The 15,790-nt window shown below is 50.9% G+C and carries 6 protein-coding genes; all 6 read left to right on the top strand.

Annotated elements, in window-relative coordinates; genetic code table 11:
• Window positions 1-216 precede the first annotated feature (216 nt).
• The 6 genes from C8N40_RS05880 to C8N40_RS22590 all read left to right on the top strand — a co-directional run bounded on the left by C8N40_RS05880 (window position 217) and on the right by C8N40_RS22590 (window position 15,574).
• On the top strand, window positions 217-1,533 hold the full coding sequence (locus C8N40_RS05880) for a WcaI family glycosyltransferase (protein WP_108210847.1): 1,317 nt from the start codon (window positions 217-219) through the stop codon (window positions 1,531-1,533).
• A 61-nt stretch (window positions 1,534-1,594) separates the two neighbouring features.
• Window positions 1,595-2,548, top strand: a complete 954-nt coding sequence (locus C8N40_RS05885; RefSeq protein ID WP_108210848.1) for a GDP-L-fucose synthase family protein — start codon at window positions 1,595-1,597, stop codon at window positions 2,546-2,548.
• A 97-nt stretch (window positions 2,549-2,645) separates the two neighbouring features.
• The gene (locus tag C8N40_RS05890) at window positions 2,646-3,344 is read left to right on the top strand and encodes an outer membrane beta-barrel protein (protein ID WP_108210849.1); all 699 of its coding nucleotides are present in this window, start codon (window positions 2,646-2,648) and stop codon (window positions 3,342-3,344) included.
• Window positions 3,345-4,605: 1,261 nt separating this feature from the next.
• Window positions 4,606-10,584, top strand: a complete 5,979-nt coding sequence (locus C8N40_RS05895) for an Ig-like domain-containing protein (RefSeq protein ID WP_146173517.1) — start codon at window positions 4,606-4,608, stop codon at window positions 10,582-10,584.
• A gap of 58 nt (window positions 10,585-10,642) precedes the next feature.
• A complete protein-coding gene (locus tag C8N40_RS05900; RefSeq protein ID WP_146173518.1) occupies window positions 10,643-10,984 on the top strand; it encodes a hypothetical protein in 342 nt (113 codons plus the stop codon).
• Between the two features lie 336 nt (window positions 10,985-11,320).
• Entirely contained in the window at window positions 11,321-15,574 is a 4,254-nt protein-coding gene (locus C8N40_RS22590) for a DUF4082 domain-containing protein (protein WP_245905012.1), read from the top strand.
• Window positions 15,575-15,790 lie beyond the last annotated feature (216 nt).

The following is a 15,790-nucleotide window of genomic DNA, read 5'->3' on the forward strand; positions in this document are numbered from 1 at the left end:
CTATTTACGATAAGTTAACTAACTACGCCGACTTAATGAAGCGCAAGCAAAGGAATGGTACCTGTCGCCATACAGGCTGCCTTTCCTGCCCTACTACACCCTTCTTTGATTTTTACAATTAAGTTCACCCATTTCGCATAGGCATTGGATTGAAAGGCGCTTTTCCAGCCTTTTCTCAATCCTATTATCCTTGAGTTGTACCTGTTACTTAAGAATATGAATAAAAGAGTGTTATTGATAGGGTATAATTTCTACCCTGAGCCCACTGGAATCGGTAGGTATAGTGGGGAACAGATTTATTGGCTGGCTCAAAATGGGTACGACTGCACCGTATTGGCCTCCTATCCCTACTATCCCTTTTGGAAAGTGCAGGAGCCGTACACGCAGGATAAACTATGGTATAAACTAGAAGAAAAATGTTTTGAATCAGGAGGCAGAATAGCTGTTCACCGTTGCCCTATGTTTATTCCAAAGAATCCAACGGGTTTAAAAAGGGTGTTGCTTGATTTATCGTTCTTCATTACAGCGTTCTTTAGATTGTTATACTTGCTGCCCGGTAAAAGATTCGACTTTACCATTACCATACTGCCTTCTGTAAGTCTTGGGCTTCTTGGGGTTTTCTATAAAAAAATCAGAGGTACAAAACTGATTTGTCATGTGCATGATTTGCAGATAGAAGCTGCAAGAGATTTGAATTTAATCAAGTCTGAAACTGCAATTAGCCTCCTTTTCAAATTAGAGAAATTTATTTTTGACAGGTGCGATAAGATTACGTGTGTAGGGGAGGGAATGGCCAGGAAAGTGAAGGCGAAGGCGTTAAAAGAAATCTTCCTGTTCTTTAATACAACCGATTTAGAGCAGTTTTTCCCGCTTAGTAACCGCCATGATTTGAAACAGGCTTTCGGGTTTCTTCCAGATGATAAGGTACTCCTCTACTCTGGCGCTATCGGCGAAAAGCAAGGTATTGAGGCTATACTTTATGCGGCTAAAGAAAATGCACATCATCATAAACTCAAGTTTGTCATTTGTGGGTCAGGGCCTTATAAAGAAAGACTACAGGGCTTGGCAAGGGAAATGCAGTTGCAGAATGTCTTCTTTCTGCCACTTCAGCCAATGAAAAAGCTAAACCAGTTTCTCAACATGGCAGATATACACCTGATCGTGCAGAAGGCTAATGCGGGGGATTTGGTTATGCCATCCAAGCTTAATACAGTTCTGGCTGTAGGGGGCTTGGCATTGGTAACTGCAAATGAAGGAACTGGCATGTATGCTCTCATAAAAGAGCATAGGATGGGGATTGTAGTTGATGCCGAAAATCAACAAGCTTTAAATGACGGGATAACTAGTGCCCTAACGGCTGATGCAGAAACACTTGCACAAAACGCGCGAGCTTACGCTGAATCATACCTGTCTATAGATAGGATAATGAGCAATTTTGAAGAATCATGTCTTAAACCTAGTCCTGATGTAAGGCAAACCATTGCGTCGGGAAGCATCAACTTAGGGCACACCCATCCTCAAACGATTAAATAACTTAACCAACTTTCTTAAAAACTATAACAAGTTAATTGCGGAACATCTCAGCAGCACCATAATGAATAGAACTGATAAGGTATTTGTGGCTGGCCATAAAGGTATGGTCGGCTCAGCTATTATGAGGAAACTAGAGTCCATGGGCTACCATAATATTGTCGTGCGAAGCTCGAAGGAACTGGACCTGAGGAACCAGCAACAGGTGAACAACTTCTTCGCCGAAGAAAAGCCGGACTATGTCTTTCTGGCTGCTGCTAAGGTGGGGGGGATTATCGCCAACAGTACATATCAAGCCGAGTTTATTTACGATAATCTTATGATTCAGAACAACGTTATTCATGCTGCTTATCTGAGTAATGTTAAGAAGTTGCTGTTCATGGGTTCATCCTGCATTTACCCAAAATTCTGTCCCCAACCTATGAAGGAGAACTACCTTCTGACAGGAACCATAGAGCCCACCAATGAACCCTATGCCATTGCAAAGATTGCAGGTATCAAGTTATGCAATTATTACAGGGCGCAGTATGGCTGCAACTTTATCTCGGTCATGCCCACTAATATCTATGGCCCGAATGATAATTATGACCTGCAGAACTCACATGTCTTACCAGCCCTGATCAGAAAGTTTATCATAGCCCGTAACAGAAAAGACTCTTCGGTGCTGCTTTGGGGAAGTGGCACACCCAGGAGAGAGTTCTTGCATGCTGATGACCTGGCAGATGCTCTTTTGTTTTTGATGGAGACCTATAATGAAGGTGGCTTTATAAACATAGGCACTGGAAAAGATATCAGCATACTGGAACTGGCAAGGCTTGTACAGAAGGTTGTCGAGTTTGAAGGCGATATTATCACAGATACAACAAAACCTGATGGTACCCCCAGAAAGCTGATGGATGTGTCAAGGCTGCTTGCAATGGGGTGGGAGGCAAAAATATCCTTAGAGGAAGGTATAAACAAAGCCCTTCAGGAAGTGAGGGAAAAGGACTGGGCACTGGAAGGCGTGGAAGCTAATTAACCAGGCCACGCTGCCATAGAGTCGTTCAAAGTATGATAATTTAACCAATTGAGGTGCAGGTTTCTGTTTGGCTTGCGGCGATATTTCTTCTATTTCTATGAAACACGTCTTCTTTTCGCTGCTGTTATTGTTTTATACTTTCCCAGCACTAGCCTACACTAGTCAGGTTCCGGGCGGCATGTTAGATTACCTGGCAGATTCCCTTAGCGAAGACAGCACCCTCCAAAGTATAGGCACGAACACGGCAGCGATGGAGCGGAAAGTGAGGTTTGGCGTTAAGCTTTCTGGTGGGATGTCTAACATGAATTTTAATAAAGGGTTTCCCAAACCAGCCAGTCCGGTAGACGCCTCATGGAATGTAAGTATAGGTGGAGGCGCGTTGTTGGAGGTGCCGATTTATAAAAAGCTGTACCTGCAACAGGAGTACCTGTATGCCGATTTAGGTGGAGAGGCAAAGGAGATGGGCCTTAAGTATAGGCTTGGTTACCTGTATTTGCCCGTTCTTTTCAAATATCAGCTAAATCGGAATATTGCCTTTCTGGCAGGTACACAGTTTGATTTGCTGCTGTACGCCAAAGAGCGATACGAAGGTAATCTCACTAATATTATGCACGAAACAGAAGAGAGAAATATTGGTCTGATAGCCGGATTGGAGTATAAACTAACAGAAATCTTATACTTGGATGTTCGCCTAATGCACGGTATCAACCACATAGGTATAAAGTATGGTGGCGCTTCCAGAGAATTTAAGTGGGAGTCATTACAACTTTCAGCGGTAGTAAGGCCTTTCAAGTGAAGTTAGCACAGCTCAGGAGTTTTTTTAGGCTATCTACTTTTCACCGATTTACACTATGTAACCTTTTATTAGTAATTATTTGTGATTGAGTATTGTTTATACTTTGTTTTGTCTTGGTTCTGCACCATGAAAACATATTTTCACCAATAAATGCAGCAAAAAGCCTCATATCATACTGTTGTATATATTCAATAAAAAATTATACTCGTAGTATAAATACACCCTTTAAGCTAATGCATGTACCTTATGCATTGCTTTACAATAGCCATAATTCTGCAGCTCGACCTGAATAACACTGATGTTGGGTATCATACTCAACTAATCAGGATGTCTTTAATATGTTTTATCAATGTGCCTGCCTGTTAAGGTAAAGTTGATACTTCATTCGCTGTGTCTTTGCAATCATCGTTGCAAATAAACCTTTCTGTATCGCATACGAGCGTGCCTAGCATCGATTACTTAGATATATCCTAAAATAAGTACCATGAGCATGAAATCTACTGTCACGACTATGTGGAAGCAACTCTTCTTACACTTGATCATCGGCTTCTCTATTCTTGCTACCTATGCGCAGCTTCAGGTGCATACACCTGCAATTGAGGCATTTCAGGAGCTGGTAAATAGCAACTCCCTACATACGAAGTATACAGCCAGCGACCCGGATATCCAGGAAAGCGGTGCAAGTAGTAACCTGGCCTATACGAATGCTGGTTTAAGTATAAACTCGGTAGGGAAATCCTCTATTACTTCATACAAGGAAAAGGATTCAGGATATACTTCTGCTTTGGCTTCAACAGACAAAGCTATTCTCCTAATAGGTTCAACAGCCAACAAGTTCAGTCAGTATTCATCAGAGATACTGATAGCGGAAGGGTTGAATGGGTTTACAACCACTGATATTACTGCCGTAACGGCGGAGATGCTAAATAGCTATGATGTTGTGATAGTGGGAAATATACCTCTAACCAGTGCTCAGGTAACCCTTCTGAGTAACTGGACCACTTCAGGCGGTACACTAATAACTTTCAGACCGGATGTCAAACTTGCTCCGCTCCTGGGCCTGGCCCCAGCTAGTGGCACCCTAGCCAATAGGTATCTTCTTGTACACACAGCCACAGGGCCTGGAAAAGGTATAGTGAGCCAGACAATGCAATACCAGGGAGAGGCGGACCTGTATACAGTGAATAGTGCCACCAAGCTTGCTACGCTTTATTCTTCGGCTACTTCTGCCACAGTTTATCCTGCAGTAACTATAAACTCTGTGGGAAACCAAGGGGGGGCGGCTGTCGCTTTTACTTTTGATCTGGCAAAATCTATCATCTACACCCGCCAGGGTAACCCGCAGTGGGCCGGACAGAAAAGAGATGGACAGGCGGGGCCTATTCGTTCGGACGACCAGTTCTACCCGGATTGGGTAGACTTCAGCAAAGTAATGATCCCGCAGGCTGATGAGCAGCAGCGCCTCTTGGCTAACATTATCACTTTAAATGCCCGTAAGCCTGTACCGCGCTTCTGGTATTTTCCGAGGGGGCTAAAAGCAGTTGTGGTCATGACGGGCGATGACCACGGAAACGGGGGTACTAAAGCGCGCTTCAATCAATACCTTCGCCTCAGTTCAGATAACAGTGCGGAGGCAGTAGCCGATTGGCGTGCCATAAGAGGAACCTCGTACATTTATCCTAATACCCCCATATCGGATGCTGAGGCGAGAGCTTTTGAGCAACAGGGTTTTGAGATCGCACTGCACCTCACCACTAACTGCGCGAATTTTACCCCAACTTCCTTAGAGCGTGACCTGACCAACCAGTTAGCTGAGTTTAAAAGCCGCTACCCAAGCGTTGCCCCTCCTACAACAAACCGTACCCACTGTATAGCCTGGAGCGATTGGCATACGCAGCCTAAATTGGAAGCCCCCAAAGGAATCAGGCTTGATGCAAACTATTATTACTGGCCAAGCCCCTGGGTTCAAGACCGCCCGGGCATGTTTACAGGTTCAGGTATTCCTATGAGGTTTGCAGACCTTGATGGCGGTCTAATTGACTGCTACCAGTTGACTACACAGATGACAGATGAGTCAGACCAGACCTTTCCATATACTATTGATCAACTGCTGAACAAAGCCCTGGGAAGCGAAGGATACTACGGAGCGTTCTGTGCTAACATGCATACAGACGCCAACACGTCTGATGGGTCAGATGCCATAATTGCCTCAGCAAAATCACGGGATGTACCGGTTATTTCCTCTAAGCAGCTTCTTACCTGGCTCGACGGGCGGAATGGTTCTTCCTTTAGCGCAATGAGCTGGAATGAAGGTGAACTGCGTTTTACAGTGAGTGTGGCAAATGGAGCAAGAAGCTTACAGGGAATGCTTCCGATGACAGAAACGACCGGCCCCCTGGTTAAGCTAACACTGAATGGCGCGACTGTACCAATTGTTAAAACAGAGTTTATTAAAGGGGTGGAGTATGCCTTTTTCCCTGCTTCACCCGGGGAATATGTGGCCACCTACGATGCAGATGCTCCGCAAAACCAGGCCCCTACTGTGAGTATTACTGCCCCTGCCAACAATGCCACATTTACTGCCCCTGCTTCTATTACCATTACAGCAAATGCCTCTGATTCAGATGGGGAGGTCACTAGAGTTGAATTCTTTAGTGGAGAGCAGAAAATAGGAGAGGATACCCAGGGCAATGACGGGTGGAGTTATACTTGGAACGGCGTACAAGCAACTACCTATACACTAACTGCTAAGGCTTATGATAACAGTGGTGCGTCGACTACTTCGGCTCAGGTAATAATTGAAGTGGAAGCGGTATGCCCATGCTCAGTTTTTACACAGGCGTTTACGCCCTCAGGCAGCCTGCAAAACGACGGGCAGGCCATCCAGGTAGGCATGAAATTCCGCTCTTCGGTGGCTGGCACTGTGACGGGGGTTCGTTTCTACAAGCAGAGCGGCAACACGGGCACCCACACGGGCCAGCTCTACAGCAGCACCGGCACGCTGCTGGCCTCGGTGGTGTTCCAGAACGAGACGGCCTCGGGCTGGCAGCAGGCCTCCTTCTCCTCGCCGGTGGCCGTCACCGCCGGCACCACCTACCTCATTTCCTACCACTCGAGCGGGGGCGGCTACTCGGCCGACGACAACGGCTTCAGCCAGGCCGTGGTGAACGGGCCCCTGACGGGCCTGCAGAACGGGGTGGACGGGGCCAACGGCGTCTACCGCTATACCGCCTCGCCGGCCTTCCCCACCAGCAACTACCAGTCCAGCAACTACTTTGTCGACGTGGTGTTCGAGACAGGCACCCAGCCCTCCAACGAGGCGCCGGCCGTGGCGATTACCTCCCCGGCCAACAACGCCTCCTTCACCGCACCGGCCAGCATAAACATCACGGCCTCGGCCTCAGACCCGGACGGCACGGTAAGCAAGGTGGAGTTCTTCCAGGGCACTACCAAGATTGGAGAAGACACCAATATCAGCGACGGCTGGAGCTATACTTGGAATGATGTGCCGGCGGGCAGCTACGCTATCACAGCCAGGGCTACCGATGATAAAGGAACTATGGCTACTTCTGTAGCCGTGAATATTACCGTTACTGCAGGGCCGCTTACTTGCCCCTGTACAGTATTCAAAGCGACAGATGCACCTGCAAATGCCCTGTATAACGACGGGCAGGCCATCCAGGTGGGCATGAAGTTCCGCTCCTCGGTGGCTGGCTACGTGACGGGGGTACGCTTCTACAAGCAGAGCGGCAACACGGGCACCCACACGGGCCAGCTCTACAGCAGCACCGGCACGCTGCTGGCCTCGGTGGTGTTCCAGAACGAGACGGCCTCGGGCTGGCAGCAGGCCTCCTTCTCCTCGCCGGTGGCCGTCACGGCCGGCACCACCTACCTCATTTCCTACCACTCGAGCGGGGGCGGCTACTCGGCAAATAACCCATACTTTACACAAGCTGTAGAAAACCATCCCCTACGTGCGCTGGCAAGTGGTGAGGACGGACCTAATGGTGTTTATAAGTATTCTGCAAACCCAGATTTTCCAGATAGATTCTTCCTTTCTGCCAACTATTGGGTTGATGTGGTCTTCGATACAAATGATTTACCTTCCAACGAGGCGCCAACAGTTTCGCTGACCACACCTGCCAACAACGCTACGTTCACCGCGCCGGCCACTATTAATCTTTCTGCCTCGGCGTCAGATACTGATGGCAGCGTGGCCAAGGTGGAGTTCTTGCAGGGCGAGACAAAGCTTGGTGAAGATACGAATGAAAGCGACGGCTGGAGTTTTGCCTGGGCGGATGTGCCAGCCGGGACTTACACGCTCACAGCCAGAGCCACAGACAATGCTGGTGCGGTGGTCACGTCCGCTGCCATCAGTATCACCGTTAACGAACCAGTCAACAAGGCGCCTTTGACAGCAATCACTTCACCAGAAACCGGGGCAACTTTCACCGCGCCCGCTTCTATCATCATCACGGCCACGGCCACCGATGAGGACGGTACAGTGAGCAAGGTGGAATTCTTTAACGGCGACTTGAAGTTAGGTGAGGATGCGAACGGGAGCGATGGTTGGGCATATGCCTGGAGCAACGTTCCGGCAGGCTCCTACCAACTCACAACGCGAGCATTGGATAACGGTGGTGCCGTGGGCACTTCCTCTGCGGTAAGTATCACTGTAAGCGAGCCTACCAACCAGGCCCCGGCAGTAGCTATCACCACCCCGGCTAACAACTCCACGTTCACTGCGCCGGCAAGTATAGAAATCGCGGTCTCGGCCTCCGATGCGGATGGCAATGTAACCAAGGTAGAGTTCTTCCAGGGCACAGTCAAGCTAGGGGAGGATACCGACGGAAGCAATGGGTGGGGCTTCACTTGGGGGAACGTTCAGGCAGGCAACTATGCGCTAACAGTCAAGGCAACCGACGATGGAGGAGCTGTGACAACCTCGACTGCCGTGAACATCACGGTTACGGAGCCTACTAACCAGGCCCCTGACGTTGCGATAACTTCACCGGCTGAGGGAGCCAGTTTCATCGCCCCAGCCACAATCAAGATAGTTGCCGATGCCTCGGACGCTGAAGGAACAGTGAGCAGGGTCGAGTTTTATCAAGGGGAGACAAAACTAGGGGAAGATACAGACAGCAGCGATGGCTGGGAGTATACCTGGAGCAACGTTAACGTAGGTTCTTATCAGCTTATGGCAAAGGCATTTGATAACCTTGGTGCCGAATCCTCTTCCTCAATAGTTAGTGTTTCGGTCAGTGAACCTGCCAATCTTGCACCAATTGTAGTGCTCACTTCACCTGATACTGGAGCCACGTTTACTGCACCTGCTACAATCACCATCACAGCTGATGCATCAGACACCGACGGCTCCATTACCAAGGTTGAATTTTACCAGGGCGAAACAAAGCTAGGGGAGAGGCTAACCAGTCCTTACAGCTATACCTGGAGCGATGTTAGTACGGGTTCCTATAATCTTACGGCAAAAGCTACCGATGATAAAGGCGCTGTCACGGTCTCTAATATGGTGAACATTACAGTAAATATTCCCAATAACCAGCCGCCAACAGTTTCGCTGACCACACCTGCCAACAACGCTACGTTCACCGCGCCGGCCACTATTAGTCTTTCTGCCTCGGCGTCAGATACTGATGGCAGCGTGGTCAAGGTGGAGTTCTTGCAGGGCGAGACAAAGCTTGGTGAAGATACGAATGAAAGCGACGGCTGGGCCTATACCTGGACTGATGTGCCGGCGGGAAGCTACACGCTAACGGCCAGGGCGACGGACAATACCGGTGCAGTGGTTACTTCGGCTGCCGTTAACATCACTGTTAACGCGCCAGTTAACCAGGCTCCGGCGGTGACCATCACTGCCCCGGCCAATAATTCAGTGTTCACCGCACCTGCTACCATTGACCTCTCTGCCTCGACCTCAGACTCGGATGGCACTGTAAGTAAGGTAGAGTTCTTTAATGGGGCGGCAAAGCTTGGAGAGGATACTGACGGTAATGACGGCTGGGGCTACACCTGGACCAATGTAGCGGCAGGGACATACCAACTCACGGCCAGGGCCACCGATAACGACAACGCCGCTACGACTTCAGCCGTGGTTAACATCACGGTTTCGGCCCCTGCCAATACGCCTCCTACCGTACAGCTGACGGCCCCGGCCGATAATTCAACCTTTACGGCCCCGGCTACCATCACACTAACTGCCTCTGCCTCCGATGCTGACGGCAGCATCGCTCGGGTGGAATTCTACCAAGGCACAACCAAACTCGGGGAGGATCTGACGAGTCCATACTCCTTTGCATGGGCCAATATACCTGCAGGTACTTATCAGCTGACGGCCCGGGCCTTCGACAACGGGGGGCTTTCCACTAGTTCCTCACCAGTCAATGTGACGGTGAGTGCCGCCCCCTCTGGCTGCCCCTGCACGGTCTTTTCTGCTTCGTCAGCCCCTGTGGGTCCGCTTCGGAGCGACGGACGGGCGGTACAGCTGGGCATGAAGTTCCGCTCCTCGGTGGCGGGCTACGTGACGGGAGTGCGCTTCTACAAGCAGAGCGGCAACACAGGCACCCACACGGGCCAGCTCTACAGCAGCGGTGGGGCGCTGCTGGCCTCGGTAGTGTTTCAGAACGAGACAGCCTCGGGCTGGCAGCAGGCCTCCTTCTCCTCGCCGGTAGCCATTACGGCCGGCACCACCTACGTCATCACCTACCACTCGAGCGCCGGCTACTACTCGGCCGACGACCGGGGCCTGAGCCAGGCCATCGTGAACGGGCCGCTGCGGGGGCTGGCCAACGGGGAGAGCGGCCGCAACGGGGTCTATAAGTATACCAGGCTGCCCGCTTTTCCCACCAGCAACTACCAGGCCAGCAACTACTGGGTGGATGTAGTGTTTAACACCACCCTTACCGCCGGAGGCCAGGCGCAGACACTGGTGATGGCGGAGAAGGGGGGAGGGAAAGAAGATCAGCCTACGCTGCTGGCATTCCCCAACCCGTCCACGGGGGAAGTAACTATAAGCTTTGCCCTTGAAGAAGACAGTAACTACAACCTAGGCCTCTATGATGCCACAGGGAAACGGATTGAGACATTAAAGCAAGGGTATGCCCCTGCTGGTGAGCAGCATAGAGTCGAGCTTAATGGGGCAAAACTTCCAATAGGGCTTTACCTCATCAGGTTACAGACAGATTCCGCTGTGCAAACGGTAAGGCTTATTCTGGAGAGATGATATAAGTGGTCACGCAATCGGGAAAGTATATTTTATCCAAAACCTAATGTATTTAATTATGAAGTTCTTCTTAGTAGCCCTCTTCGTAGTCATTCCTTTCCTGTCTTTCTCACAGGGATTCAATGTGATGATCGGTAATGCTGAATACCCAACAGACAAGGTGCCTGAGCACGTCAGTTTACCGGATAAGGTTAAAAAGCTACGAATAAAAAAGAGCCAGGCAGATAAGGCTCCAAAGACCTACACAGTACAGATTGGTGAAGAGGAACACACCTTTATTGGGGATGGCGCATACCATGACGTGGAATTTTCTCACGACATAAGAGGCTTGGTGGTATATATCCTGGACGATAAGCGACAAGTCCAGGGCAAGCCTTTTCTCATAAATAAATCAAAATAAAAGTAGCTGGACTGGTATAGGGCACACCAGTCCAGCTATACTTCAGACCTCGATAAAGTTGCCGCTGTGGATTTGGCGAGGAAGATATTGCTACCCATGATCGAAGGTGTTTTCGAGTGTTGCTGATTAAATAACACATGCTTATGTTCTAAGAAAAATATGAAAAGATGTAATAACCCCGGAAACTGGTTGCAGGCTCCCAGGCCTTGTCAGGTAGATGTCCTGCCTGAAGCAAATATTGATTCTTTTATTAGGAGCCGTTTTTCAGCGTGGCATGTTCTACTGCTAAAAGCGTTATTCCTGCTTCTCTTTCTTAGGGGGATAAGCATATTGCCTGTGGCGGCCCAAAATGCCATCGTGCTTGAAAACGCTAAAACAGGTAACCCTGCGTCAGAATGGCAGATCAGCGGAGCAGGGGACCTCTCGATCCAAGGGTTTGCGACCGACATCAGTTATAATAAAGGTGAAACTGCCCGATTCAAAATTAAGACCAGTGCGAGAGCCTATACTATTGCCATATACCGGCTTGGCTTCTACCAGGGAAACGGCGCCAGGTTACAGGGAACAGGAACTGTAACGGCCACGCTGCCACAATCTCAGCCAAACTGCCTCACTAATTCCAGTACCGGCCTGCTCGACTGTGGAAACTGGGCTGTGTCTGCCCAATGGGCAATCCCAAGCACTGCGGTCTCTGGGTTATACCTTGCCAAACTGACTCGCACGGACACAGGAGGTTCCAGCCATATCGTGTTTATTGTTCGTGATGATGCCAGCACTTCTGACCTGCTATTCCAGACTTCTGATGCCACCTGGCAGGCTTACAACGTTTACGGTGACAATAACAATGGCAAAAGCCTCTATACAGGCTCGGGCGGAAAAGCTGTGAAGGTAAGCTACAATCGCCCGTTTGTGACCCGTAACGGCGGAGGGGGAGGCGGCCCGTCGGAAGACTGGTTGTTTAACGCTGAATACCCGATGATCCGTTGGATAGAGGCCAATGGCTATGATGTTACTTATACCACAAACGTAGACAGTGATCGTCGCGGCCAACTCATAAAGAACCACAAAGTATTCCTCTCCGTGGGGCACGACGAGTACTGGTCGGGGGCTCATCGGGCGCATGTAACAGCCGCCCGCGATGCTGGTACCAGTCTTGCGTTCTTTAGCGGGAACGAGGTATACTGGAAAACACGCTGGGAAAATAGTATTGATGGCAGTGGAACTACCTATAGGACCTTGGTCTGTTACAAAGAAGGTTCATCTGGCGAGAATACCTGCAATGGTAAGTGTGATCCAAGCCCGGAGTGGACAGGATTATGGCGTAGCGGATGTGAGTATAGAACAGGTGACATTCTGGTAGATGGCTGCCAACCCGAAAATGCTTTAACCGGTCAGATAAGTTGGGAAGAAAACACAGTTGCCCTTCAGGTACCAGGCACCTATGGTCAGTTAAGGTTCTGGCGGAATACCAGTGTCGCTTCCTTGGGCAGTGGGCAAACCGCCACTTTAACCAATGGTACCATTGGTTATGAGTGGAACGCTGAGCAAGAGGCCTACAGGTCGACTTACCCGAATGGAAGGATCCTGCTCTCCAGAACCGTTATTAATGGGAAAGTTCATCACTTAACGCTCTATAAGCATACAAGCGGAGCCTTGGTATTCGGCGCCGGAACTGTACAATACTCCTGGGGCTTAGATAGTAATCACGACCGCGGAAGTGCAGCACCAAGTCCGGCAATGCAGCAGGCAACTGTTAATCTTTTTGCAGACATGGGCGCGCAGCCCGGAAGCCTGCGCTCTGGCTTGGTTGTCGCAACTGCTTCAACGGATACACAGGCTCCTGTAACTGCCATCACATCTCCTGCAGAAGGTACTAATCTGCCAGCGGGTGCTGCTGTTACCATCACTGGTACAGCCTCTGATGCCAATGTAATTGCCGGGGTAGAGATATCTACCGATGGGGGCAATTCATGGCGACTTGCAAATGGAACAACAAACTGGTCATTCTCCTGGACACCTACGACACAAGGTGCTGCAGCAATCAGAGCACGAGCTTTCGATGACTCCGGGAACATAGGGGTACCTGTAATAGTCAATGTTACTATAGGCGGGGGAACAGCTCCTACTTGCCCCTGCACGGTTTTCCAAGCTTCCGCTGCTCCTTCAGGCAGCCTGCAAAACGATGGACAGGCACTGCAACTGGGCATGAAGTTCCGCTCCTCCACCAACGGCTTTGTGACGGGGGTGCGCTTCTACAAGCAGACGGGCAACACGGGCACCCACACCGGCCAGCTCTACAGCAGCACCGGCACGCTCTTGGCCTCAGTGGTGTTTCAGAACGAGACGGCCTCGGGCTGGCAGCAGGCCTCCTTCTCCTCGCCGGTGGCCGTCACGGCCGGCACCACCTACCTCATCTCCTACCACTCGAGCGGGGGCGGCTACTCGGCAGACGACAACGGCTTCAGCCAGGCCGTGGTGAACGGGCCCCTGACGGGCCTGCAGAACGGGGCTGACGGGGCCAACGGCGTCTACCGCTACACCGCCTCGCCGGCCTTCCCCACCAGCAACTACCAGTCCAGCAACTACTTTGTCGACGTGGTGTTCGAAACAGGCTCTCAGCCGGCCAACCAGGCGCCGGCCGTGGCGATTACCGCCCCGGCCAACAACGCCTCCTTCACCGCCCCGGCCAGCATAAACATCACGGCCTCGGCCTCGGATACAGACGGCACGGTAAGTAAGGTGGAGTTCTTCAACGGGGACACGAAACTGGGAGAGGATTTGACGAGCCCATATGCGTACAACTGGACTGGTGTGGTTGCTGGTACTTACGCTCTGACGGCTAAGGCAACTGACGACAAAGGGGCTGTGACCACGTCCTCCACAGTGAATGTGACCGTGAGCGCTCCGGCTAACCAACCACCTTCAGTAGCGATTACCTCGCCGACGAACAATGCCACTTTTACCGCTCCGGCAAGCATCACTTTATCTGCCTCGGCCTCCGATGCAGATGGTTCAGTCAGCAAGGTAGAATTTTATAACGGCGCTACGAAGCTCGGTGAAGATCTGACGAGTCCGTACACCTATAGCTGGGAAAATGTTCCGGCAGGGAGCTATCAACTGACGGCGCGGGCAATAGACAACGCCGGCGTCTCGGCTACCTCTGCAGCGGTAAATATAACAGTTTCCGACCCTGCCAATACTTCCCCAGCGGTAGCAATCACTTCCCCGGCAAACAACACCACTTTCACCGCACCGGCCACGATCACGATTGATGCTAGTGCCTCGGATACGGACGGCAGCATAGTCAAAGTGGAGTTTTTCCAGGGCACGACTAAACTCGGGGAGGATACCAGCAGCCCGTACAGTTTTACCTGGAGCGGCGTGGTGGCGGGCACTTACACATTGACGGCGCAGGCAACGGATAACCTGGGGGCAACTACTACATCTGCCGGGGTGAATGTAACGGTAAACGCCCCGGCTAACAGCGCCCCAACTGTAGCAATCACGTCGCCTGCAAGCAATGCCACTTTTACTGCCCCGGCGAGTATTAATATTGCGGCCTCGGCCTCTGATACAGACGGAACGGTGAGCAAAGTAGAGTTTTACAGCGGTAGCACCAAGCTAGGTGAGGATCTGACCAGCCCGTACAACTACTCTTGGAGCAATGTGCCGGCGGGCAGCTATGCGCTTACTGCAAGGGCTACCGACAACGCTGGTGGCGTTACCACTTCCGAAGCAGTGAATGTGACGGTGAGTGCCGCCCCGTCGGGCTGTCCTTGCACGGTCTTCCAGGCTTCGGCTGCTCCCACAGGAAGTCTGCAAAACGACGGGCGGGCACTGCAGCTGGGCATGAAGTTCCGTTCCTCGGTAGCGGGCTACGTGACAGGAGTGCGCTTCTACAAGCAGGCGGGCAACACGGGCACCCACACCGGCCAGCTCTACAGTAGCGGTGGGGCGCTGCTGGCCTCGGTGGTGTTCCAGAACGAGACGGCCTCGGGCTGGCAGCAGGCTTCTTTCTCCTCGCCGGTGGCCATCACGGCTGGTACTACCTACGTCATCTCGTATCACAGCAGCGCCGGATACTACTCAGCCGACGACCGGGGGCTGAGCCAGGCCATCGTGAACGGGCCGCTGCGGGGGCTGGCCAACGGGGAGAGCGGCCGCAACGGGGTCTACAGGTACTCTAACACTCCAGCCTTCCCGACGAGCAACTACCAGGCGAGCAATTATTGGGTGGATGTGGTGTTCAATACCACCCTTGCCGCTACCGGCAGCCAGGCGCAGACGGCTGTGATGACGGGAGTTAAGAAAGAGAAAAACTCCCAGCCTACGCTGCTGGCATTCCCCAACCCATCCTCAGGGGAAGGGATACAGTTAGAAGTGCAGGGAATAGGAAGCATGGAGGAATTCGTAGTAACTGTTCATAACAGCATTGGTAGTGAATTGGTACGGCTTGAAAGGAAAGCAAACATTGAAGGAAATTTCCTAGAAGAGATAAAGTTTGCTCCACGGTTACCTCATGGTGCTTATACTATCAAAGTACAGAGTAAGAGCATCGTGCTTGGCCAAATCATCATCATAGACAAATAGTATTAGCCAGACAGGCATCTTGATTTCCTTAAGTCAGAGCAAAGGGATGAAGGTGTAGGTAATAGGACTGTTGTAGTATTGGTTACAGTTATTGTTCAGTCAGCAGACACGCATAGTTCCTGCACTTTTTGGGCTGTGCTATAGGTTTGGACAACACCTGCATTTCCAGTTGCTCTACAAAATATTAAGAACCACGGCTTACTCAGTATTCTGAAA

The sequence above is a fragment of the Pontibacter mucosus genome, assembly GCF_003054055.1.
GTDB lineage: Bacteria > Bacteroidota > Bacteroidia > Cytophagales > Hymenobacteraceae > Pontibacter > Pontibacter mucosus.

Bases quoted from the DNA above. Each gene is read 5' to 3' on its own strand.
- C8N40_RS05900 (WP_146173518.1), top strand. From the start codon at position 10,643: ATGAAGTTCTTCTTAGTAGCCCTCTTCGTAGTCATTCCTTTCCTGTCT.
- C8N40_RS05890 (WP_108210849.1), top strand. From the start codon at position 2,646: ATGAAACACGTCTTCTTTTCGCTGCTGTTATTGTTTTATACTTTCCCA.
- C8N40_RS05880 (WP_108210847.1), top strand. From the start codon at position 217: ATGAATAAAAGAGTGTTATTGATAGGGTATAATTTCTACCCTGAGCCC.
- C8N40_RS05885 (WP_108210848.1), top strand. From the start codon at position 1,595: ATGAATAGAACTGATAAGGTATTTGTGGCTGGCCATAAAGGTATGGTC.